This is a genomic window from Kluyvera sp. Awk 3 (genome assembly GCF_028069715.1).
Taxonomy (GTDB): domain Bacteria; phylum Pseudomonadota; class Gammaproteobacteria; order Enterobacterales; family Enterobacteriaceae; genus Kluyvera; species Kluyvera georgiana_A.
In genome coordinates, this window is sequence record NZ_JANEWH010000039.1 from 1 (window position 1) to 23,212 (window position 23,212).

The 23,212-nt window shown below is 56.3% G+C and carries 20 protein-coding genes; 8 read left to right on the top strand and 12 right to left on the bottom strand.

The features are described from left to right. Nucleotides 1–49 precede the first annotated feature (49 nt). Nucleotides 50–475: a TonB system transport protein ExbD gene (gene exbD / locus NNN71_RS10355; protein ID WP_064542400.1), complete on the bottom strand. Its 426-nt coding sequence runs from the start codon at nucleotides 473–475 to the stop codon at nucleotides 50–52. A 6-nt stretch (nucleotides 476–481) separates the two neighbouring features. Further along, the gene (gene exbB / locus NNN71_RS10360) at nucleotides 482–1,213 is read right to left on the bottom strand and encodes a tol-pal system-associated acyl-CoA thioesterase (protein WP_163448492.1); all 732 of its coding nucleotides are present in this window, start codon (nucleotides 1,211–1,213) and stop codon (nucleotides 482–484) included. Nucleotides 1,214–1,464: 251 nt separating this feature from the next. Between exbB and metC the strand changes: the two genes are divergently transcribed. Both metC and yghB read left to right on the top strand, forming a co-directional pair. Then, nucleotides 1,465–2,652, top strand: coding sequence for a cystathionine beta-lyase (gene metC / locus NNN71_RS10365; RefSeq protein WP_271458431.1), 1,188 nt, complete (start codon nucleotides 1,465–1,467; stop codon nucleotides 2,650–2,652). Nucleotides 2,653–2,896: 244 nt separating this feature from the next. Then, nucleotides 2,897–3,556, top strand: a complete 660-nt coding sequence (yghB, locus tag NNN71_RS10370; RefSeq protein ID WP_163448488.1) for a DedA family general envelope maintenance protein YghB — start codon at nucleotides 2,897–2,899, stop codon at nucleotides 3,554–3,556. Between the two features lie 102 nt (nucleotides 3,557–3,658). Here the strand turns inward: yghB and NNN71_RS10375 are convergent, their stop codons facing one another. Beyond that, the gene (locus tag NNN71_RS10375) at nucleotides 3,659–4,549 is read right to left on the bottom strand and encodes an AraC family transcriptional regulator (protein ID WP_163448486.1); all 891 of its coding nucleotides are present in this window, start codon (nucleotides 4,547–4,549) and stop codon (nucleotides 3,659–3,661) included. A gap of 196 nt (nucleotides 4,550–4,745) precedes the next feature. Between NNN71_RS10375 and yqhD the strand changes: the two genes are divergently transcribed. Both yqhD and dkgA read left to right on the top strand, forming a co-directional pair. Then, nucleotides 4,746–5,909, top strand: coding sequence for an alcohol dehydrogenase (gene yqhD / locus NNN71_RS10380; RefSeq protein WP_064542384.1), 1,164 nt, complete (start codon nucleotides 4,746–4,748; stop codon nucleotides 5,907–5,909). A 204-nt stretch (nucleotides 5,910–6,113) separates the two neighbouring features. Further along, nucleotides 6,114–6,941 (top strand): 2,5-didehydrogluconate reductase DkgA, encoded by an 828-nt coding sequence (gene dkgA / locus NNN71_RS10385; protein ID WP_163448484.1) that lies wholly within the window; start codon nucleotides 6,114–6,116, stop codon nucleotides 6,939–6,941. A 66-nt stretch (nucleotides 6,942–7,007) separates the two neighbouring features. Here dkgA and NNN71_RS10390 read toward each other — a convergent pair whose 3' ends face one another. The 6 genes from NNN71_RS10390 to NNN71_RS10415 all read right to left on the bottom strand — a co-directional run bounded on the left by NNN71_RS10390 (nucleotide 7,008) and on the right by NNN71_RS10415 (nucleotide 15,533). Then, nucleotides 7,008–9,227 (bottom strand): YgiQ family radical SAM protein, encoded by a 2,220-nt coding sequence (locus NNN71_RS10390; protein WP_271458432.1) that lies wholly within the window; start codon nucleotides 9,225–9,227, stop codon nucleotides 7,008–7,010. 138 nt (nucleotides 9,228–9,365) lie between these two features. Continuing rightward, nucleotides 9,366–10,778 carry a cell division protein FtsP gene (ftsP, locus tag NNN71_RS10395; protein WP_163448480.1) on the bottom strand — a complete coding sequence of 471 codons (1,413 nt, stop codon included), beginning with the start codon at nucleotides 10,776–10,778 and terminating at the stop codon, nucleotides 9,366–9,368. 100 nt (nucleotides 10,779–10,878) lie between these two features. Continuing rightward, complete coding sequence (locus NNN71_RS10400) at nucleotides 10,879–11,616, bottom strand: 1-acylglycerol-3-phosphate O-acyltransferase (protein WP_163448478.1); 738 nt, start codon at nucleotides 11,614–11,616, stop codon at nucleotides 10,879–10,881. 214 nt (nucleotides 11,617–11,830) lie between these two features. Next, nucleotides 11,831–14,089: a DNA topoisomerase IV subunit A gene (parC, locus tag NNN71_RS10405; protein WP_271458433.1), complete on the bottom strand. Its 2,259-nt coding sequence runs from the start codon at nucleotides 14,087–14,089 to the stop codon at nucleotides 11,831–11,833. A 110-nt stretch (nucleotides 14,090–14,199) separates the two neighbouring features. Then, nucleotides 14,200–15,066 carry an AraC family transcriptional regulator gene (locus NNN71_RS10410; RefSeq protein ID WP_271458434.1) on the bottom strand — a complete coding sequence of 289 codons (867 nt, stop codon included), beginning with the start codon at nucleotides 15,064–15,066 and terminating at the stop codon, nucleotides 14,200–14,202. Between the two features lie 71 nt (nucleotides 15,067–15,137). Beyond that, on the bottom strand, nucleotides 15,138–15,533 hold the full coding sequence (locus NNN71_RS10415) for a YgiW/YdeI family stress tolerance OB fold protein (RefSeq protein WP_064542358.1): 396 nt from the start codon (nucleotides 15,531–15,533) through the stop codon (nucleotides 15,138–15,140). Between the two features lie 150 nt (nucleotides 15,534–15,683). Here NNN71_RS10415 and qseB point away from each other — a divergent pair, with 150 nt between their 5' ends. From qseB to NNN71_RS10435, 4 genes are all read left to right on the top strand, one after another. After that, nucleotides 15,684–16,343 carry a quorum sensing response regulator transcription factor QseB gene (gene qseB / locus NNN71_RS10420; RefSeq protein ID WP_167575006.1) on the top strand — a complete coding sequence of 220 codons (660 nt, stop codon included), beginning with the start codon at nucleotides 15,684–15,686 and terminating at the stop codon, nucleotides 16,341–16,343. After that, on the top strand, nucleotides 16,340–17,689 hold the full coding sequence (gene qseC / locus NNN71_RS10425; RefSeq protein WP_271458435.1) for a quorum sensing histidine kinase QseC: 1,350 nt from the start codon (nucleotides 16,340–16,342) through the stop codon (nucleotides 17,687–17,689). Before qseB ends, qseC begins: the two co-directional genes overlap by 4 nt. Nucleotides 17,690–17,795: 106 nt before the next feature. After that, on the top strand, nucleotides 17,796–18,377 hold the full coding sequence (locus NNN71_RS10430) for an NAD(P)H-dependent oxidoreductase (protein WP_223803836.1): 582 nt from the start codon (nucleotides 17,796–17,798) through the stop codon (nucleotides 18,375–18,377). A 30-nt stretch (nucleotides 18,378–18,407) separates the two neighbouring features. Further along, entirely contained in the window at nucleotides 18,408–18,722 is a 315-nt protein-coding gene (locus tag NNN71_RS10435; RefSeq protein WP_065356059.1) for a putative quinol monooxygenase, read from the top strand. A gap of 50 nt (nucleotides 18,723–18,772) precedes the next feature. On the opposite strand, the gene NNN71_RS10440 is transcribed toward NNN71_RS10435, so the two are convergent. The 3 genes from NNN71_RS10440 to NNN71_RS10450 form a co-directional block, all read right to left on the bottom strand. Further along, the gene (locus tag NNN71_RS10440) at nucleotides 18,773–19,963 is read right to left on the bottom strand and encodes a glycoside hydrolase family 88 protein (protein WP_065356060.1); all 1,191 of its coding nucleotides are present in this window, start codon (nucleotides 19,961–19,963) and stop codon (nucleotides 18,773–18,775) included. A 25-nt stretch (nucleotides 19,964–19,988) separates the two neighbouring features. Beyond that, nucleotides 19,989–21,257 carry an oligosaccharide MFS transporter gene (locus tag NNN71_RS10445; protein WP_163448465.1) on the bottom strand — a complete coding sequence of 423 codons (1,269 nt, stop codon included), beginning with the start codon at nucleotides 21,255–21,257 and terminating at the stop codon, nucleotides 19,989–19,991. A 96-nt stretch (nucleotides 21,258–21,353) separates the two neighbouring features. Further along, complete coding sequence (locus NNN71_RS10450; protein ID WP_442910509.1) at nucleotides 21,354–23,192, bottom strand: DUF2264 domain-containing protein; 1,839 nt, start codon at nucleotides 23,190–23,192, stop codon at nucleotides 21,354–21,356. Nucleotides 23,193–23,212: the final 20 nt, after the last annotated feature.

Genomic DNA, 23,212 nt, shown 5'->3' on the forward strand with positions numbered 1-23,212 from the left:
ACTAAGAGAAGAATAATGGATGGCGCTGAATGCGCCATCCGGGATGAGATTATTTTTTTGCGACGGTCTCTTCGCCAACCAGTCCAATCTTCAGATAGCCAGCCTGATGCAGGGTATCCATCACCTTCATCATCGTTTCATAGTCCACCGTTTTATCGGCGCGGAAGAAGATCGTGGTGTCTTTCTTGCCTTCCGTCAGCGCATCCAGCGCCGGCACCATGCTGTCATCGGTAATGGGGTCGTTACCGAGGAACATCGACTTATCCGCTTTCACCGACAGGTAGACCGGTTTTTCCGGGCGCGGCTGCGGCTGGCTGGAGGAGGCCGGCAGATTGACTTTGACATCAACCGTCGCCAACGGCGCGGCGACCATAAAGATAATCAACAGAACCAACATGACGTCGATAAACGGCGTCACGTTGATTTCATGCATTTCGCCGGTATCGTCCAGATTTTCATTAAGACGCATTGCCATAGGGCATTAACCTACTCGTAATTTCTGGGCGGTACGAACCGGATGCACGCCGCTGGCGCTCAGATCCAGATCGCGACTCTGCAGCAGCAGAACCTGCGCAGCCACATCGCTCAGGTTAGCTTTGAAGCCACCGATGAGGCGCGCGAAGACGTTATAGATAACCACCGCCGGAATCGCGGCGAACAGGCCAATAGCCGTTGCCAGCAGCGCTTCTGCGATACCTGGCGCCACAACGGCCAGATTCGTGGTTTGCGTCTGGGCGATACCGATAAAGCTGTTCATGATGCCCCACACGGTACCGAACAGGCCGACGAACGGAGAGATAGCGCCGATAGTCGCCAGAAAACCGTTGCCGCGTCCCATATGACGGCCTACCGCCGCCACGCGACGCTCCAGGCGAAAACCGGTACGTTCTTTAATCCCTTCGTTATCTTCCGAACCCGCAGAGAGCTCCAGCTCGTTCTGCGCTTCATTGATTAACTGGCTGCTCAGGCTCTGCGCGTCAAACGCGGCGGCCGTTTCGTGCGCCTGATTGAGGGAACGCACATCCGCTAACAGTTTCTGCTCGCGCTTGAGGCGGCGCTTGTGAGAAAGGAGCTCAGCACCTTTACTGAAGAAAATTGCCCAGGTGACGACGGATGCCAGTATCAAGCCAATCATGACCACTTTAACCACGATGTCGGCATGATGATACATACCCCAAACGGAGAGATCCGCCTGCATCAAATTATTACCCACTGTGTATCTCCAGGACGTAAATCACAAAATCTGAGCACAATAATATCAAAACAACGTCGAATTGATAGTAGTTCTCATTAGTATTTACATATTGACTCAAATCACACTTACTTTCCTTGCGCTTACGCAGTAAAAAAGTTTTCTGCACGGTTTTTGGCAAAATTTTCTGCTGTATGCACGAGGAACGCTACATCGCCGAGGCAATCGTGATAGTTTAGACGTCCAGACGTATAAAAACAGGTATACCCAACATGGCAGACAAGCACCTCGATACCGCGCTGGTTAACGCCGGACGCAGCAAAAAGTACACCCAGGGATCGGTGAACAGCGTGATTCAACGCGCCTCGTCGCTGGTTTTTGACACGGTCGCCGCCAAGAAGCATGCGACCCATAACCGCGCTAACGGCGAGCTGTTTTATGGCCGTCGCGGCACGCTCACCCATTTCTCGCTACAGGAAGCCATGTGTGAGCTTGAAGGCGGCGCCGGCTGCGCCCTCTTCCCCTGCGGCGCGGCGGCGGTGGCGAATACTATCCTGGCCTTCGTTGAACAGGGCGACCACGTGCTGATGACCAACACTGCCTACGAACCGAGCCAGGATTTTTGCACCAAAATTCTCCGTAAGCTCGGCGTCACCACCAGTTGGTTCGACCCCATGATTGGCGCAGAGATTGCGAACCTGATTCAGCCGAACACCAGAATCGTGTTCCTCGAATCTCCGGGTTCCATCACCATGGAAGTTCACGACATCCCGGCGATCGTTTCCGCCGTTCGCAGCATCGCCCCTGAAGCCATCATCATGATCGACAACACCTGGGCGGCAGGCGTGCTGTTTAAGGCGCTCGATTTTGGCATCGATATTTCGATTCAGGCGGGCACCAAGTATCTGATTGGTCACTCAGATGCCATGGTCGGCACGGCGGTATCGAACGAGCGCTGCTGGGCACAACTGCGTGAGAATGCCTATTTGATGGGGCAAATGCTCGACGCCGACACGGCCTATATGACCAGCCGGGGCCTGCGCACGCTCGGCGTGCGTCTGCGTCAGCACCATGAAAGCAGCCTGAAAGTCGCCGAATGGCTGGCGCAACAGCCGCAGGTGGCGCGCGTCAATCATCCGGCGTTACCGGGCAGCAAAGGACATGAATTCTGGAAACGCGACTTCACCGGCAGCAGCGGCCTGTTCTCCTTCGTACTGAACAAGCGCCTGAATAATGAAGAGTTGGCAAACTACCTCGACCACTTCTCGCTGTTCAGCATGGCCTATTCCTGGGGCGGCTTCGAATCGCTGATTCTGGCTAATCAGCCGGAAGAGCTGGCCAGCATTCGTCCGGACGGGGTGATTGATTTTGAAGGTACGCTCATTCGCCTGCACATTGGTTTGGAAAACGTTGACGATCTGATTGCGGATTTAGCGGCAGGATTCGCCCGCATCGTGTAACATAGCCTGAGCCCGGTACGGTCAGTGCCGGGTGGGTTAGCAATATTTTTGGCGCGTCCAGCGGAGGCGCCACCGATGTTGAGAACAGTCGGTTCCCGAGTTCACATCACCGCCAAGCGTAAACCTATGTACCCGGTTGTCAGCCAGACTGAACAATGCGGCTTCATTTGTTGCGTCCGGGATCAAGGTGTTCTTCAGAATTCGGGCGTACAATAGGCGAAAACGCTGTTCCACAGGAATGTCCATGGTCGTTATTCAAGATATTGTCGCCGCGCTTTGGCAGCACGATTTTGCTGCACTGGCGAATCCGCACGTCGTGGGAGTCGTTTATCTGGTCATGTTTGCCACGTTGTTTCTGGAAAACGGCCTGCTCCCCGCATCATTTTTACCCGGTGATAGCCTGTTGCTATTGGCGGGAGCGCTCATTGCCAAGGGCGTCATGGGCTACGTCCCTACCCTCGTCATTCTGACGACGGCCGCCAGCCTTGGCTGCTGGTTGAGTTACATCCAGGGGCGCTGGTTGGGCAACACTAACGTCGTGAAAGGTTGGCTGGCGCAACTGCCGGACAAATACCACCAGCGCGCGACCTGCATGTTTGACCGTCACGGTCTTCTGGCGCTGCTCGCGGGTCGCTTCCTGGCGTTCGTGCGCACACTGCTGCCAACGATGGCGGGAATTTCCGGTCTGCCTAACCGCCGCTTCCAGTTGTTTAACTGGCTGAGCGCGCTGCTGTGGGTTGGCGTGGTCACAGGCTTTGGCTATGCCATCAGCATGATTCCGTTTGTGAAGCGTCATGAAGATCAGGTGATGACTTTCCTGATGGTGCTGCCGATCTTCCTGCTGGTTGCCGGGCTGCTCGGCACAGTGATCGTGGTTATCAAGAAAAAATACTGCGACGCCTGATCGCGTCGCCGTCCAATCTGTAGGCCGGATAAGGCGTTTACGCCGCATCCGGCAATGTGCAGCAGCGTTGCCTGATGGCGCTACGCTTATCAGGTCTAACCGTTACATTCCGCGCAGTCTTGCCGCATCCTCGCCCGGCGTCAGGCCAAAAAACCGTTTAAACTCTCGACTGAACTGCGACGCGCTCTCGTAGCCCACCTGCATCGCCGCCGCGCTGGCCTTCAGGCCGTCGTGCGCCATCATCATCCGAGCTTTATGCAGCCGATAGGCTTTCAGATATTGCAGCGGCGAAGTACTGGTTACCGACTTAAAATTATGGTGAAACGCCGACAGGCTCATATTGGCCTCGGCGGCCAGCTGATCGACGCTCAGCGTTTCGGTGTACTGGCTCTCAATCCGCTTAAGCACGCGGCTGATCTGGCTGAAGTGAGTCTGGCGGCTCACCAGCGCCATCAGCGCGCCGCCGCGCGGCCCGGTGAGCACGTGGTAGAGCATTTCGCGGATAATTTGCTTGCCGAGAATACGGGCGTCCAACGGACGTTCCATCACGTCCAGCAGGCGCTCGGCTGCGCAAAGAATCTCTTCGGACAACGTCGCCGAGTTAATCCCGCTTTCCGCCATTGCCGGGCGGAACAGCGGGTCTTCACCGATATCCATGAGCAATTCCTGGAGCTGGAAAATATCGACGTCGAGGCGTAACCCGGCCAACGGCGCTTCAGCAGTGGCAAAAGTTTCACATTCGAAGGGTAAAGGTACGGTGAGCAGCAGATATTCATTGGCGTCGTAGCGGAAGGTACGATCGTTGATATAGCCAATTTTATAGCCGGAAAAGAGAAACACGATGCCCGGCCGGTACATAACCGGCGTGCGTCCACTGGGCTGACTGCCGTAGATCAGCTGAATGTCAGGCAGCAGGGTTCGCAGGTTTTGTTCGTTATTTTTCAGCTGCTTAATTTTTTCTGTCAGCAGTGCACAGATCGCTTCACGGTTCATCAACGAAGGCTCCAGATACCTTTTTTCACGCTCTCATTGTGGCCGTGATTAACGTGATTCTCCAGCCTTATGGAGAAATGGGCAAGACAAACGCAGAAATGTGCATTGAGAGGTACGGCAACGAGGACCACAATGATGTCATTCGGCGACGACCTTCGCCGCCTTGTTTTTCCATCCACCAAGAAGGGAACGAGCAATGTTTAATTTTGATCTTCACACCCCGACCCGCATTCTGTTCGGTAAAGGCGCTATCGAAAATCTGCGCGCTCAGATCCCCGCTGACGCTCGCGTGCTAATCACCTACGGCGGCGGCAGCGTGAAAAAAACCGGCGTGCTGGACCAGGTACTGACCGCACTGAAAGGACTGGACGTGCTGGAATTTGGCGGTATTGAGCCAAACCCGTCCTATGAAACGCTGATGAACGCGGTGAAAATTGCCCGCGAACAGAAAGTGACCTTCCTGCTGGCGGTCGGCGGCGGTTCCGTTCTGGACGGCACCAAATTTATCGCCGCGGCAGCGCACTATGATGCAAGCATCGACCCGTGGGAAATCCTCGAAACCTACGGCAGCAACGTTAACAGCGCCATCCCGATGGGTTCCGTTCTGACCCTGCCAGCAACCGGCTCCGAGTCGAACAAAGGCGCGGTCATCTCCCGTAAAACCACCGGCGACAAGCGTGCCTTTATGTCTTCGCACGTCCAGCCGCAGTTTGCCATTCTTGACCCGGTTTACACCTACACTCTGCCGCCGCGTCAGGTCGCGAACGGCGTAGTGGATGCCTTCGTGCATACCGTTGAGCAGTACGTCACCTATCCGGTTGACGGCAAAATTCAGGACCGTTTCGCCGAAGGCATTCTGCTGACGCTGGTTGAAGAAGGCCCGAAAGCGCTGAAAGATCCAGAAAACTACGACGTGCGCGCCAACATTATGTGGGCAGCGACTCAGGCGCTGAATGGCCTGATTGGCGCAGGCGTACCGCAGGATTGGGCAACCCATATGCTGGGCCACGAACTGACCGCCATGCACGGGCTGGATCACGCCCAAACGCTGGCTATCGTTCTGCCTGCGCTGTGGAATGAAAAACGTGAAACCAAGCGCGCCAAACTGCTGCAATATGCTGAACGCGTCTGGAACATTACCGAAGGTTCTGACGATGCGCGTATTGACGCCGCTATCGCCGCAACCCGCAGCTTCTTCGAACAAATGGGCGTGCCGACTCGCCTGTCCGACTACGGTCTGGACGGCAGTTCCATTCCGGCGCTGCTGAAAAAACTCGAAGAGCACGGTATGACCAAACTGGGTGAAAATCAGGATATTACCCTTGAAGTGAGCCGCCGTATTTACGAAGCAGCCCGTTAAGCCCTTCCTCACTTTTTGCTCTAAGCATGTCGAGCTCACTCCAGAAGCTTACACCCGTAAGTGACTGGGGTGAGCAGACTCAGACAACGCATCTATAGCTTGAAAGGCGACGAACAAGCTTTCGTTTTTGCATATTTCGACCAGACTTAATCATACAAATCTTATCGGTGCATGCCCCGATAAGCTGATGAAAAGGAGAAATGCATGACACATCCAACCGTGATTAAACTGCACGATGGCAATGTAATGCCGCAGCTGGGCCTCGGCGTATGGCAGGCCAGTAATGAAGAAGTGGTTACCGCAATCCACAAAGCGATTGAGGTCGGCTACCGTTCTATTGATACTGCCGCCGCCTACAAGAACGAGTCGGGCGTGGGCAAAGCCATTCACAGCGCGGGCGTGGCGCGTGAGGATCTGTTCATCACCAGCAAGCTGTGGAATGACTCCCATCTGCGCGCCGCTGACGCGCTGCAGGAGAGCCTGGAACATTTACAGCTGGACTACCTCGATCTGTATCTGATCCACTGGCCGGTCCCCGCATCTGACCACTATATCCAGGCCTGGAAAGCGCTGATTGACCTGCAAAAGCAGGGGCTGGTGAAGAGCATCGGCGTGTGTAACTTCCAGGTTCCACATCTGCAACGGCTGATTGATGAGACCGGCGTCGCACCGGTGATTAACCAGATTGAACTGCATCCGCTAATGCAACAACGTCAGTTGAACGCGTGGAACGCTACCCACAAGATTCAGACCGAATCCTGGAGCCCGCTGGCGCAGGGCGGCGAAGGCGTTTTCGATCAGAAAGTCATCCGTCATCTTGCCGACAAATACGGCAAAAGCCCGGCGCAGATTGTCATTCGCTGGCACCTCGACAGTGGTCTGGTGGTCATTCCGAAGTCGGTCACGCCATCACGCATCGCCGAGAACTTCGACGTCTGGGATTTCCGCCTGGATAAAGACGAACTAGGCGACATCGCAACCCTGGATAAAGGCAAGCGGTTAGGCCCGGATCCAGACCAGTTCGGCGGTTAAACGCAAAAGCCCGGCAATCGCCGGGCTTTTTTTAAGGCATCATCTCACTGCCGGGATGACCTGTTCTTAACGGCCAGCCGCCGTTTTACTGTGCTTCTTCGCACCGGCTTTGACTGGACGAGATGGCGCTGATGGCGCTTTCTTTGCTCCCGCAGGCGTCTGGCGTTGATGCGCCACCGGCGTGTGCTTGGTCAGCGCCGGACGGGTATTGCGGTTCTGGCGACGCGCTTCGCGCATTTCATCGATTGTCGGCGCAGGCACCAGACAATCGCGACGGCTGCCGATCAGGTGCTTTTTGCCCATCGCTTCCAGCGCGGTGCGAATCAGCGGCCAGTTAGCCGGATCGTGGTAGCGCAGCAGCGCTTTGTGCAGACGGCGCTGCTTATCGCCCTTCGGAATCACCACGTCCTCACTCTTATAACCAATCTTACCCAGCGGGTTCTTGCCGGTGTAATACATGGTGGTTGAGTTCGCCAGCGGCGACGGATAGAAGTTCTGCACCTGATCCAGGCGGAAGCGGTGCTGCTTGAGCCACAGCGCCAGGTTCACCATGTCTTCGTCGCGCGTCCCCGGGTGGGCGGAGATAAAGTACGGAATCAGATACTGCTCTTTCCCGGCCTGCTTCGAGTAGGTGTCGAACAGCTCTTTGAAGCGGTGATAGCTGCCCATCCCCGGCTTCATCATTTTCGACAGCGGCCCTTCTTCCGTGTGCTCCGGCGCAATCTTCAGGTAGCCGCCGACATGGTGCGTCGCCAGCTCTTTGATATAGCGCGGATCTTCCACCGCCAAGTCGTAACGCACGCCGGAGGCAATCAGGATCTTCTTCACCCCTTTCAGCTCGCGGGCGCGACGGTACAGGTTGATGGTCGGCGTGTGGTCGGTATCCATATGCGGACAGATTTCCGGATAGACGCAGGAGAGACGACGGCAGGTCTGCTCGGCGCGCGGCGATTTACAGCGCAGCATGTACATGTTAGCCGTTGGTCCGCCAAGATCCGAAATAATGCCGGTAAAGCCGGGGACAGTGTCGCGAATGGCTTCGATCTCATTGATGATCGAATCTTCCGAACGACTCTGAATAATGCGCCCTTCGTGCTCGGTAATCGAGCAGAAGGAACAGCCGCCAAAGCAGCCGCGCATGATGTTGATCGAGAAGCGGATCATCTCATACGCCGGAATGCGCGCTTTGCCGTATGACGGATGCGGCACGCGCTGGTACGGCAGGGCAAACACGCTGTCCATCTCTTCGGTAGAGAGCGGAATGGCGGGTGGGTTGATCCAGATATAGCGATCGCCCTGCTTCTGCATCAGCGCGCGGGCGCTGCCCGGGTTGGTTTCATGATGCAGAATACGCGAGGCGTGAGCGTACAGCACTTTGTCGCCCTTCACTTTCTCGAAGGACGGCAGCAGCACATAGGTTTTTTCCCACGGCTTCGGGCGCGGCGGCTGTACGGTGATAGCCCTGGCTTCCTGTTTTTTCGGCGCGACGGTTTTGTTGTCGGCGCACGGCAGGTCTTCGCCATACGGGTGCGGAATCGGGTCGATTTTCCCCGGGGTGTCGATGCGGGTGGAGTCGACGCCAGACCAGCCCGGCAGCGCCTCTTTAACAATAATCGCCGTATTACGCACGTCGCGGATTTCAGTAATCTTTTCACCCTGCGCCAGACGGTGCGCCACTTCCACCAGCGGACGTTCGCCGTTGCCGAACATCAACATGTCTGCTTTGGCGTCAATCAGCACCGAACGACGAACGGTATCCGACCAGTAGTCATAGTGCGCGGTACGACGCAGGCTGGCTTCGATGCCGCCGAGAATCACCGGCACATCTTTCCACGCTTCTTTACAGCGCTGGGTATAGACCAGCGTCGCGCGATCCGGGCGCTTGCCCGCGACGTTGTCCGGGGTGTAGGCGTCGTCATGGCGCAGCTTACGGTCGGCGGTGTAGCGGTTGATCATCGAGTCCATATTGCCGGCGGTCACGCCGAAGAACAGGTTCGGTTTACCCAGACGCATAAAGTCGTCTTTGCTGTTCCAGTCAGGCTGGGCGATGATCCCCACGCGGAAGCCCTGCGCTTCCAGCATACGGCCACAGATCGCCATGCCGAAGCTCGGATGGTCGACATAGGCGTCGCCGGTTACCAGAATGATGTCGCAGCTATCCCAGCCAAGTTGATCCATCTCTTCACGTGACATCGGCAAAAACGGAGCCGGCCCAAAGCAGGCGGCCCAGTACTGCGGCCAGGAGAAAAGGTCGCGATCCGGTTGGATCAGGGAGATAGCGCTCATAATGCTTCCAAAAAATTGGCAAAAAAATAATCAAAGGTCGGGGATTATAAGCCCGATTGTCCTATGAATGAAGCGGGAATTTTTAGGTTCGTGTAAGTCCCGGCGTCGCTGCGCTCGGCCGGGCTACGGAGGGGGAACTTACGGCGCCGGGTTCACCAGAATCTGTCCAATAGAACCGCGGTCTGCCAGTTCCAGCGTTTGGCTGGCGTACTGGAACGGGAAGTGGGGCCATGACGGCTGGCCATAATAGACCAGCAGCTCGACCTGACCATCAACCCAGACGGTGTCTTTCCAGCCCCGGTCCTCCGGCAACGCCATCGCGCCGTTAACGTTGCGGATCTGGAACATCACCCCTTCAATATGGAACGACTGCGGCGCGTCGGCGCGAACCGTCCAGCGCTCCCACGTCCCCTGCTGCGCGGTAATATCGATTCGCTGCGGGTCCCACAGCTGACCGTTGATGCCAGGATCGTCGCTCAACTGGATATCGCGGCTGCGAATCGGCGTACCACTGAGGATTTCCGTCGGCAGGATGCGCATCGGTAAGTTATCGGTCACTAACGGCAGCAGCCCCGTCGGACGAAGGGTCAGTACCAGCGTAGAAACCAGAATGCTCGATGGCTCAAAGAAGCCGCGGATACGATCCATGATGCTGGCGGATTCACCGCAGGTGATAGACACTTCATCACCGTTGGTCATGTCCACCAACACTTCCCGGCGTTCACCCGGGGCCAGCGACAGCTGAGTGGTGGAGACCGGCGCGGGTAAGAAACCCTGATCGCTGGAGATGACGTGCAACGCGCGGCCATCGCTCATGCGCAGCATATAGCGGCGCGAGTTAGAGGCATTGAGCAGGCGCAGGCGTACCCAGCCGCGGGAAACCTCCACATAGGGCCCCTGCACGCCGTTCACCAGCAGCGTGTCGCCGACGAAGCCACCGCTGCCCGGTTCTTCGTAGACTGGCGTACCAAAATTATCCAGACGCTTGTCCTGAATAATGATCGGGAAGTCGTCCACACCGTAATGGTTGGGGAAAGGTAAGGACTTACTAACTTCATCTTCGATCAGCCACATCCCCGCGAGGCCGTTATAGACCTGCTGAGCCATGTGATTCGGCGTATTGGCCTGATACCACAGCGTGGCGGCACTCTGACGAATTGGCAACACCGGCGCCCAGTCGGCATTCGGCGTCATCATTCGCGCCGCGCCGCCGATCAGCGGCCCCGGCACCTGCAGACCGCGTACGGTCATCGCGACGTTTTCGGTGAGTCGGTTACTGTAGATAAGCTTAACGTCATCGCCGCTCCAGACACGGATCGTCGGCCCCAGATAGCGACCGTTGACGCCCCACACCGGCGCCCGGGTGCCCTGAGTGAACGACCAGTGCGCGCGCTGTAGCGTTAAGAACAGCGGCTGTCCGCGACGCGACTCCAGCAGCGGAGGCACCGGCAGCACGGGTTGTTTCCCCGCGGCCTGCGCCCTCAGCGGCACCGCGCCTGCACAAAGCGCAACGCCCGAAGCCTGAATAAACTGACGCCGACTGAGTGACATATAAGCTCCATCAAAACTGACAAATCAAAAGTGGGAAATCACTTTCCCGACAGCAAAACAATCTACGGCGCGAGCGTTTGCTCACGCCGGCAACAGGACATTACTTTTTCGCGGCGGCTTCGCGCTGGGCCACTTCCTGGTCCAGCTCATCGATTTTAGCCTTCATCACTTCGCGGCAGTGCTTCGCCAGATCGCGCACCTGATCTTTGCCCCACGCGCTGGTGTCGATAGGATCCAGCATTTCCACAATCACCTGGCCGTTGTTCCAACGGTTGAGTTTGATTTTGTTGGAGGTATTCGATACGCACACCGGAATGATTGGCACGCCTGAAGCGATAGCGGCGTGGAACGCGCCGGTTTTGAACGGCAGCAGGCCGCGACCGCGGCTGCGGGTCCCTTCCGGAAACATCCAGAAGGAGATTTTGCGTTTCTGGAAAGTATTAACGACTTCGGCAATAGTACCGTGCGCTTTCGCACGGTTGTTGCGGTCGATCAGCAGGTTACCCGTCAGCCAGTACAGCTGGCCGAAGAACGGGATCCACACCAGGCTCTTTTTCCCTACCGTGACGGTGGGCGGCAGCACGATATTCGCTGCGGTAACCATGTCATAGTTATTCTGATGGTTAGCAATATAGATGGCGTTGCCAAAGTTTTCCGCGCCGGCAGGCAGGCGGGTTTCAACCTTGAGACCAAAAACGGGCGCCAGGCGGCCAAACATATGGCCGAAGGTGGCGACGTGTTTTGGGTTACGCGGGCTGAACAGACAATAGATGCAGCCAAAGATGCATACCAGGATGCAGTAAATGACAACAATAATGACACGTAAAATAAATAGCATAGCGTCCTCTGAACCCTGAACCGCTTAGAATTATACCGTCGGTGCACGGCTGGCATGTACGTCAGGCGCACATTTTCAGCCAGGCATTACGGGCACGTATACCGGACAGGGCTTTGTTACTTGCAGACCCCTGCAAAAGGGTATTGTTAATCGCAACGGCTGAATTAACAACGGTTTTACAGCAAATTTTCCCCGCCCATCGGCGGGGACAAATTTACTCTTCGCTATCGTCAACCTGCGCGCGCTGTGGCGAATCAATTTCCACGCGGTCGATTTTTTGCAGGCCGCGCATCAGCGTCCCACGGCGACCACGTTCGCCGGTCACTTTTTGCAGCTCTTCCGGACGCAGTTTGATCTTACGTTTGCCCACGTGGAAGGTCAGCGTGCTCTGCGGCGGCAGGATATACAGGTGCGCAAGGCTATCGGTGCCGTTGGCCGCTTCCGCCGACGGGATATTGATAATCTTGTTGCCCTTACCTTTCGACAGCTGCGGCAGGTCGCTCAATGGGAACATGAGCATACGGCCCGCGGCGGTGATCGCCAGCAGCATATCCGACTCGTCCTCAACAACCAGCGGCGGCATCACATGCGCATTTTCCGGCAGAGAGATCAGCGCCTTACCGGCACGGTTTCGCGCCACCAGATCGTTAAAGGTACACAGGAAACCATAACCCGCATCAGAGGCCATCAGCAGCTTGGTGTCATCGCCTTCCATCAGCATATGCTCGACGGTCGCGCCTGGCGGCAGCGTCAGTTTACCGGTCAGCGGCTCGCCCTGCCCGCGCGCGGACGGCAGCGTAATCGGGTCGATGGCGTAGCTGCGACCGGTGGTATCGACAAACACCACCGGCTGGTTGCTCTTGCCTTTCACCGACGCTTTCCAGCTGTCGCCCGATTTATAGCTCAGCCCCTGCGCATCGATGTCGTGGCCTTTGGCGCTACGCACCCAGCCCATCTGCGACAGCACAATGGTCACCGGCTCAGACGGCAGCATGTCGTGCTCGCTCATCGCTTTCGCTTCTTCACGCTCGTGCAGCGGCGAACGACGGTCGTCACCGAAAGCATCCGCATCGGCCTGCAGCTCTTTCTTCAGCAGGTTGCTCATCTTGCGCTCGGAGGCAAGAATCGCCTGCAGCTGATCGCGTTCTTTGGCTAAATCATCCTGCTCGCCGCGAATCTTCATCTCTTCAAGTTTGGCGAGATGGCGCAGTTTCAGCTCAAGGATCGCTTCCGCCTGGGTTTCGCTGATACCAAAGCGCGACATCAGCGCGGGTTTCGGCTCATCCTCGTTACGGATGATCTCAATCACTTCATCGATGTTGAGAAACGCCACCAGCAAACCTTCGAGGATATGCAGGCGCTTAAGCACTTTCTCCAGACGATAGTTCAGACGACGGCGCACCGTGTCGCGGCGGAACGCCAGCCACTCGGTGAGGATCTCCAGCAGATTTTTCACCGCCGGACGGCCGTCGAGGCCGATCATATTCAGGTTGATGCGGTAGCTTTTTTCCAGATCGGTGGTCGCGAACAGGTGATGCATCACCGGCTCCATATCCACGCGATTGGAACGCGGCACAATCACTAGGCGGGTCGGATTTTCGTGGTCAGATTCATCGCGCAGGTCGTCGACCATCGGCAGCTTTTTGTTGCGCATCTGGGCGGCAATCTGTTCCAGCACCTTGGCGCCGGAAACCTGATGCGGCAGCGCGGTAATCACCACCGCGCCGTCTTCTTTGGTCCACACCGCGCGCATGCGCACGGAGCCGCGACCGTTCTGGTAAATTTTGCGGATTTCCGCACGGGAGGTGATGATTTCCGCTTCGGTCGGGTAGTCCGGCCCCTGGACAATATCCAGCACTTCGTCGAGGGTGGTCTGTGGTTTTTCAATCAGCGTAATCGCCGCTTTCGCCACTTCGCGCAGGTTGTGCGGCGGAATATCCGTCGCCATGCCCACGGCAATACCGGTGGTGCCGTTCAGCAGGATGTTCGGCACGCGCGCAGGCAGCATTTTCGGCTCCTGCATCGTGCCGTCGAAGTTTGGCACCCAGTCAGCCGTCCCCTGCCCCAGCTCGCTTAACAGCAGCTCGGAGTATTTGGACAGGCGGGATTCGGTATAACGCATCGCCGCGAATGACTTGGGATCATCCGGCGCCCCCCAGTTCCCCTGGCCATCGACCAGCGGGTAACGGTAAGAGAACGGCTGCGCCATCAGCACCATGGCTTCATAGCAGGCGCTGTCGCCGTGCGGGTGATACTTACCCAGTACGTCACCGACGGTACGGGCGGATTTTTTAAATTTAGCGGTGGCGTTCAGCCCCAGCTCTGACATCGCGTAGACGATGCGGCGCTGTACCGGCTTCAGGCCGTCGCCAATAAACGGCAACGCACGATCCATGATCACGTACATGGAGTAGTTTAAGTAGGCGTTTTCCGTAAATTCATGTAGCGCAAGGCGCTCTGCCATATCGCTCATTAACAGGGGATCCTCAATCTGCATGCTGACCGTTCGGACGGCAATATTGCCGCAGATAATACCCTATCTCACGGTCTGAGTCACAAACCGTGAGACAGGTTGCGAGGAAGTTAACGAAGCGGCAGATAGATATCCGTCAGCAGCTCATGCTCCGCCACCTCATTGACGAAATTCAGGTACTGGAAGAAGACCGGAAAATCGCGCGGCGTCTCGCCGCTGGCCGGTAGCCATTCGCGGAATAAATACCACACGCTCTCCGGGAGGCTGTCGAGAGATCCCTGATGGCGCACTACCGCGCAGCGCCCGCCAGGAATCTCGCTATTCACCACGCCAACGTCATTTTCGGCTATCGGCTGGCGGACGCTGCCGCAGATATCAAAGCGGAATTGATCCGGCGGCGTCGTCTGCGGGTCATGCCAGGCAATACCAAAGGTTTGACTGCTGGCAATCGGCGACTGGCCCGTTTCGCGCCGCCATGCAATAAATTTCGCCGCGCTGGCGTTGACCTTATCCGGATGCCCCAGATGCGTCAGCATCGCGACGCGGGTAGGTGGAAATTCAACAATTTTTACGTCCATTACATGCTGCTCCTGTAACGCAAGTTTAGGAACGCGTTGGTGCCAGGCCAGCCAGTCCGGCGATTGCCGAAACCGGCGCGGGCTTTGACCAAACGCGGTTTTGAAAGCACGTGTGAACGACTCCGGATTCTGGAACCCGGCATCCAGCGCGATATCGATAACTTTATCCTGCGGGTTAAACGCCAGCCGGCATGACGCGCGGCGCAAACGCAACCACTGGATATAGCGATAGAGCGGAAGCCCGCTCCAGGCGGTAAACTGCCGGTGAAAATGAAACGGCGAGCTGTGCGCCATCCGGCTTAACGCCTCAATCGACAGAGGCTCATCCAGATGACGCTCAATGTGGTCGCAAACGCGCCGTAGGCGTTCGGAATAAGCCGCGCTAATCAGGGCACTCATCACTGCCTCCTTGTGGCCCATTCTGCTCACCAGGCGGCGGTAAATCCTGACCGATCTTGCGCAGTGTGGGGTTACGGATTCACTTTACGAATCTGCTTCACATCGACTTCCACGGAGTTCCAGTCTTTATCCACTTCGCCCTGGATTTCCACCAGATCCTGCGGGGAGATGGTCTGGCCGTTCCAGCGTTTGTGGTCAATATCGACATTGATGGTGCCGCTGGAATCTTTAAAGATATACAGATCGTCAGAAACACGCTCGGTGATATTACCGCGCAGCGTCACCCAGGTATCGTCACGCATTGATTTCGCGTTTGCCGCGGTGGTTACCGTTCCGCTAGGGCCGGTAAAGCCGCCGGTTTGCGTCGTCGTGGTGCTGGAAGGGCCGGAAAAACCGCCCTGGTTAGCGGCGAAGGCCGGTGCGGATGCCAGTGCCAGAATAGCGGCGAAAGCAGCAAGTTTCTTCATGATAATGTCTCCTTGTTATTGGCTATGCCACCTATTACACAGACCAATTCTTAACAACTTCTTAAGCGGAAAAAAGATTTTTTTTCGCTGTACAGCGGCGGTAAAGGCGCGGTTTACTTGGCATGTCAGAGGGTCGGCAAGGAGCAAAAGATGCGTATTTTATTGGTGGAAGATGACAAGCTTATCGGCGATGGCATCAAAACCGGGTTGGGGAAAATGGGCTTCACCATTGATTGGTTCACTCGCGGAGAAGAAGGGAAAACCGCGCTCTATACGGCGCCATACGATGCCGTGATCCTCGATCTGACGCTGCCGGGTATTGATGGGCTGGATATTTTGCGCGAATGGCGTGAAAAATCTCGCCGCGAACCGGTACTGATCCTCACCGCTCGCGATGCGCTTAGCCAGCGCGTGGAAGGGTTGCGCCTCGGCGCCGACGATTATCTCTGTAAGCCCTTTGCCCTGATTGAAGTCGCCGCCAGGCTGGAAGCGCTGATTCGTCGCGCCCATGGGCAGCCCAGCAGCGTATTACGTCACGGCGACGTCGAGTTGGATCCCGGCAGTTTGACCGCCACCTTAAAGGGCGAAGCGCTGGTGCTCAAACCCAAAGAGTTCGCGCTGCTGGAACTGCTGCTGCGTAACGCCGGGCGTGTGCTGCCGCGCAAGTTGATTGAGGAGAAGCTCTACAGCTGGGATGAAGAGGTCACCAGCAACGCCGTTGAGGTTCATGTTCACCATCTGCGCCGCAAACTCGGCAGCCACTTTATCCGCACCGTTCACGGTATCGGCTACACCCTGGGTGACCAATGAATCTGATCCGCCACCTTAGCCTGCGCGTCCGTCTGACGCTGCTGTTTATGCTGCTTGCCGCCATCACCTGGTGTTTCGCCAGCGCCATCGCCTGGAAGCAAACCACCAAAAAGCTGGATGAGCTTTTCGACACCCAGCAGATGTTATTTGCCAAACGCATCAGCGCCATGGATTTTACCGACCTGTCGACTTCACGTCAGTGGATCCGCACGCCGAAAAAGGTGAAACACGGTCACCTGGATGACGATGTACTGGCCTTCGCCATCTACACCACTGACGGCAAAATGGTGCTGCACGACGGCGAAAATGGCCCGGACATTCCCTATCACTATCGGCGGGATGGTTTCGATGACGGGCAACTCAACAATGACGATGACCCCTGGCGCTTTCTTTGGCTGACCACCGCCGATAAAAAGTATCGCATCGTTGTCGGCCAGGAGTGGGATTACCGCCGCGAGATGGCGCTGGATATCATTACCAGCCAGTTGACGCCGTGGCTAATCGCGCTGCCGGTAATGTTTTTGCTGCTGATCGTGCTGCTGAGCCGCGAGCTGGCGCCGTTGAAAAAGCTGACCCGCACGCTGCGCCAGCGCGACCCGGATGCCAGTGAGCCGTTGAATACCGATAGCGTACCGACAGAAGTGCGCCCGCTGCTGGATGCCCTCAACCAGTTGTTCCGTCGAACCCACGATATGGTGACCCGCGAGCGGCGCTTTACCTCTGACGCCGCCCACGAGCTGCGCAGCCCCTTAACGGCGCTGCGGGTGCAGGCCGAAGTGGCGCAGATGTCGCAAGACGACCCCGAAAGCCAGCGCAAAGCGCTGTTACAGCTGCACGAGGGTATTGACCGCGCCACCCGTCTGGTGGAACAGCTGCTTACCCTCTCGCGCCTGGATTCGCTTGAACAGCTGGCGGACGTGCAGAGCGTCGCGTTGGACGAGCTGCTGCAATCTTCAGTCATGGACATCTACCACACGGCGCAAAAAGCAGGAATCGAAGTGCGGCTGCATCTCAATGCCCAGTCGGTCACCCGGACGGCGCAACCGCTGCTGCTGGGGCTGCTGGTGCGTAACCTGCTGGATAATGCCGTGCGCTACAGCCCGGCAGGCAGCGTGGTCGACGTGACGCTGACTCATGACGGGTTTAGCGTGCGCGACAACGGGCCGGGGATCAGCCCGGAGGCGCTGGCGCGCATCGGTGAACGTTTCTATCGCCCACCGGGCCAGGATGCCACCGGCAGCGGCCTGGGGCTGTCTATCGTGCAGCGCATCGCGGCGTTACATCATATGTCGGTTACTTTCAGCAATGTGTCCGATGGCGGTTTCCAGGTCGATATTCGCGGGTGAAGCAATTATTGCTATTTCAGCAAAAGACTTTGCACATTTTGCACATTTAACCGCAGCAAGTTGCCGGGTATCATGACTGACAAAGGCATTTTATTGAGGACATATAATGAGCAACATCCTGATTGTTAACGGCGCGAAAAAATTCGGCCACTCTAACGGCCAACTGAATGACACCCTGACCGAAGTCGCGGAAACCTTCCTGCGCGACCTCGGGCATGATGTTAAAGTGGTTCGCGCCGACGGCGACTACGATGTCAAAGCCGAAGTGCAGAACTTCCTGTGGGCGGACTCCGTCATCTGGCAGATGCCGGGCTGGTGGATGGGCGCACCGTGGACCGTGAAAAAATACATCGATGACGTCTTCACCGAAGGTCACGGCTCCCTGTACGCCAGCGATGGCCGCACCCGCTCCGACGCGAGCAAAAAATACGGCTCTGGCGGCCTGATTCAGGGCAAAACCTACATGCTGTCCCTGACCTGGAACGCACCGATGGAAGCCTTTACCGATAAAGACCAGTTCTTCCACGGCGTGGGCGTTGACGGCGTGTATCTGCCGTTCCACAAAGCCAACCAGTTCCTGGGAATGGAAGCGCTGCCAACCTTTATCGCCAACGACGTGATTAAAATGCCGGACATTCCGCGCTACGTTGCAGAATATCGCGAGCATCTTGGGAAAATTTTTGGTTAACTGTTAGTCAGGAATTAGAAGGAGTTAATCATGTTGACAGTTATTGCTGAAATCCGTACCCGTCCCGGCCAACACCACCGTCAGGCGGTACTGGATCAGTTCGCGAAAATTATCCCGACCGTCCTGAAAGAAGACGGCTGCCACGGCTATGCGCCAATGGTAGACCACGCGGCAGGCGTCAGCTTCCAGACGACCGCGCCGGACTCGATCGTGATGGTCGAAATGTGGGAAAGCGTGGCGCACCTTGAAGCGCACCTGCAAACCCCGCACATGAAAGCCTGGGGTGAAGCGGTGAAAGGCGACGTGCTGGATACCAGCATTCGTATTCTGCAGGCGGGCGTTTAAGCCTGTATTTCCCTGGAGTCGGCGTACTTACGCCGACTCCAGGGGATATATTACCAGTACAACTTCCAGCTCTGCGTCATACGCACCAGCGCTTCCACATAGAAGTAATCCCCCCAGCTACAGCACTCATCCACGCCTTTATCGCTGGCGAAGTGATACACCGAATGCTTCAGCACGCCGGTACCCGGCTCATCCAGCCCCATCAGATAGTTTTTTGACAGCGACGACATGATGCCCATTGCCCACTGCTGATAGCGCTCACGATCCGGATCGGTGGTCGGCAGATGCTTCACCAGCTCCAGCAGGCCACATACCGCAATCGCCGCCGACGATGAATCACGCAGCGCATCGGTGCCGACAAGCGCCAGATCCCAGTGACAGATCGCATCTTCCGGTAAACGGTTAAGGAAGTAGTTCGCCAGCTTTTTCGACAAGCTAATCAGTTCCTTATCGCCAGTGTAGAGGAAACTCAGCATAAAGCCGTAGATACCCCACGCCTGACCGCGCGACCAGCAGGAGTCGTCGGCGTAACCCTGCTGCGTTTTGCCAAAGCGCGGTTCGCCGGTCTGCACGTCCATGTAGTAAGTGTGGTAGGTCGAAGCATCTTCACGCACCAGGTACTTCGCCGACTGACGTACATGCGCGCGGGCCGCATCGGCAAAGCGCGGGTCTCCGGTCTGCTCCGTCGCCCAGTACAGCAGCGGCAGGTTCATGGTGCAGTCGATGATCATGCGCCCGGCCTGCTCCGGATCGGTCAACACGCCCCAGGCCTGAATGATTTCCGCTTTGCGGTGGAAACGTTCAAGCAGCGCTTCCGCCGCCAGCAGAGAAAAACCGCGCGCGTCGCGATTGCCGGTCAGACGCCATGCCGATACGCAGGAGAGCGTGTACAGAAAGCCCAGATCGTGGGTATTGGTGTCATGACGCCCGGCAATGCGCAGGCCGAATGAACGCACGTGTTTTTCCGCCAGCGCCCGATACTTCTCATCACCGGTCATTTCCCACGCCAGCCAGAGCTGGCCAGTCCAGAAGCTGGTGGTCCATTCAACGTTTTCGGTTAACGGGTAATAACCTTTAACGCAGGCCTCGCCAGGGAATTTATCACCGAAATCCGTTAAATGACGGCTAATCAGCTTAAGGACATGGCTACGCGCCGAGCACAGCTCATCGTTAAACGTTTGCAGATTAACGGGAGCACCCGGGAATTCGCGTAATTTTTCCTCAACGATTTGGTTTAACATATTCGGTTCCTTCAATCAGTAAGGCTTATTTAGAAATACCATTTTCAGCCACATCAAGGGCTGGCTGGCGATGATTCTGACGTTTACAGGCGGATAAGGTGAATGCGGAGATAAGCGTAAATAACAGCGCAATGCCACCCATGATCATATAGGTCTTTTCAAAACCAATACGGTCGTACAATAATCCTGCCGGGGAAGAGACCACGACGTTACCGATATACAGCATCGCCTGATAGCCTAATAAATACATGGTGGCATTAACGCGTTTATCGAAATGCTCAGCAATATATTTAAAGACCGATACCAGCAGCAGACAAATTTCCAGACCGTACAGCGGCTTAATAACGGAAATCAGCAGATGAGAATCACACAGGCCTGAAATCACCAGTCGTGCGCCAACTAATGCGCCAACAATCAACAGACCGCGTTTCGCACCGATATAGTTAACGAACATCGGCATAAAGATATACATGACGAATTCGGTGCCGGACTGTACCGTCCCGAGCAGGCCAAAAATTGTATTTCCTTCATGGACATCGCTAAAGAAGGTCACGAAATAGCGCGAGAATTGCTGCTCAGCAACAAACATCATCCACGCCACGCCGGCGACATACAGGCAGAATGCCCAGAATTTGCTGCTTTTCAGCAGGTCATAAACGTCTTTCAGGACAATCTTATCCTTCGAAATTACCGCGCTGGCGTTACTGCTTTCGGTATCCACTTTCAGGCTAATCAGCACCGCCAGCATGACCAGCGACGCCACGCTGCCAAGAATAAAGTTGTAGGCCGGAGAGATATTAAACAGCAACCCGGAGAACGAGGATGCCACCGCCCAACCGAGCGAGCCCCACATGCGAATTTGACCGAACTCCATGCTGTTCAGACGGCTGTAACGATCGGCATAGGATTCACAAGCCGCCACACCGGCATACCATGCGAAGCTCAGATAAATCGCCCCAACAATAATCCCGAGGGTGGTGTAAGACAGCAGCAGTGGCTGATAAACATAAATAAAGAACGGCGCCATCAGGGCGGACATCACCACCACAAAATAGAGCAGATATTTACTCATACCGATCTTATCGAGAATATAGCCGTAGATCGGTTTAAGAATTACCGAGAATATTCCGTTAACGGCAAAAACGGTGCCAATGACTGCGCCGCTGAGCTCCGCTTTTTGCCCAAGCCAAATGGCAAAGAGGCCAATGCTGGCAGACCAGGTAAAGAAATATAAAAAGATAAACGAACTTATTTTGTAATATTCAAGCCTGTTTGGAGACGCTATTTTTTCCATACGGTCCTCGACAAAACTTTGTAGGGTGCCAGCTCTGAATCATGACAATTCAAAGCTGGCGAGGGGATATTCCGGTTTATTGTGTTTTCCGGAGGGTTATAAACTTAAATTTGTTATTTTTCCGCTCACGTTATCCCTGACGCTTAGCGCATTGTTTTCAATATGCAGCATCGGCAGTGCCGGCAACGGCGCATGGGTGTCACCGCAAGCGACGACGGCACAGCACAGCCAGTGTTCGCCGGGGGCGATATCGCCAGAGAGCATTGGGATAGCCGCGCATTCCGGGAACATCACGCTGCTGTTTGGCGGCGTAATCACGCAGTCAGCCTGGCGTACCGCGTGCGGGGAGAGATCGACCACTACGCTGGTACCATTAGCGGCACGAACGCGGCTTTGGCCCCCAGTGATTTCCGCATCGGCCTTCATCACCGCGAAACCGCCCTCTACCGTCTGCAGACGGCGCGCGGTATTAACACGGTGAACACGCACATGCCATTCGCCGCAAGGAATCAGCCAGGTATCGACCTGCACGTCGTGCCACGGCAGCCAGCGGGAGTAGATGGCGCCGTCCAGCATCTCCACGCAGGCGCACTCTCGACGCCCACGCCAGTAGTTGTCGTTATCCGACAGCAGCAGCATGGAGTCGCAGGCCGCGTGCTTGATACCGTAGCGCCCGCGCTCAATGGTGAAACCAAAACGGGTGGAGTAGGCAAATTTGGTGTATTTCGCTTCGGTATTAACGTAGTTGTTCAGCTCCAGTTGCCCGGAGGTCAGCATCACCACGTGCTGCGAACCTTCATCGTGTTGCAAAATTTGCTGTGCGGGGACAATGGCGTGAACCGGGTCTAACGTCGGCAGCGGCAGCTCTTGAGCCTGCCAGAACGCGTGATTGGCGGGCAGCGCCAGAATCAGGAACACTTTCAGCGCCCAGTACGGCGAGCCCGGTGAGTTGTAGTCTTCACACATCGCCAGATTCGGGTACGCGAAGCCAAGGGTTAAAATACCGTCTCGATCGAAAATCGGCTGCGCCAACCACCAGCGCAGGTGACGCAGGATAATGCCTTTCACGACGCCCGGCGAGAACACATCAAGTTCAGCAAACGCCACGCCGCTCCAGAAAGCCACCATGGCAAAACGGTAGGTCAGGCTGCGACCAAACGGCACCGATGCGCCGTCGGCGGCGGACATGTAGATAAAATCCTTCGCAAACAGGCTGGCGCGCTCACGCAAGGTAGCCGCGCGGGTAGGGTCATCGCTGGCGTTAAGAGTGGCGTAAATCAGGCCATAGAAATGGAACGCCATCGAAATATAGTAGTCCTTCGGGCGGCCGGGACCATCAGAGTACCAGCCGTCGCCAAGATAGTAGGCTTCCATCATGTTGAAGCGACGGTCAATCGCCGCCTGATCGTAAGGCAGCCCGGCGCGCTTAAAGCCCAACTGAACAATCACCGCGAAGTAGTTCCAGTTGCTGTCCGGCATCTGGGCATCGGTGATTTGATTCAACCAGCAATGCAGATTCGCCAGTTCTGCGTCGCTGAAACGCGCGGTCAGCTTGTCCTGCAACAGCGCCAGCCCCAGGCCGTAGGCGGCCATTTCGACCAGTCGCTGATCGTAGGGCCCGGTTTCCCCCCAGTAAGACGGGCTTTGCGGGTCGGTGCCTAACTTAATGGCAGTGATGTACTTGTCGCTGAACGGCACTTCCGCCCCACCCGCCAGCAGCGGGAACAGGCCCCAAAGCGCTCTCGATAAGCCCTCCATCTCCGCGATATCCGTGCTGTAGTGCGCACAGGTGTTACCCAGCGAGAACTGCGCGACGTCAGCGGGAAATTGTTTATCGAGAGCGCTCAGCATCGTCATCAACGTTGCTGTAACGTCTTCACGTGATGACAATATTTTTGATATTTCAGCCACTGTCCTGACTCCTGATTTAACCATCCTCGAAAGTGGCTAAAGCA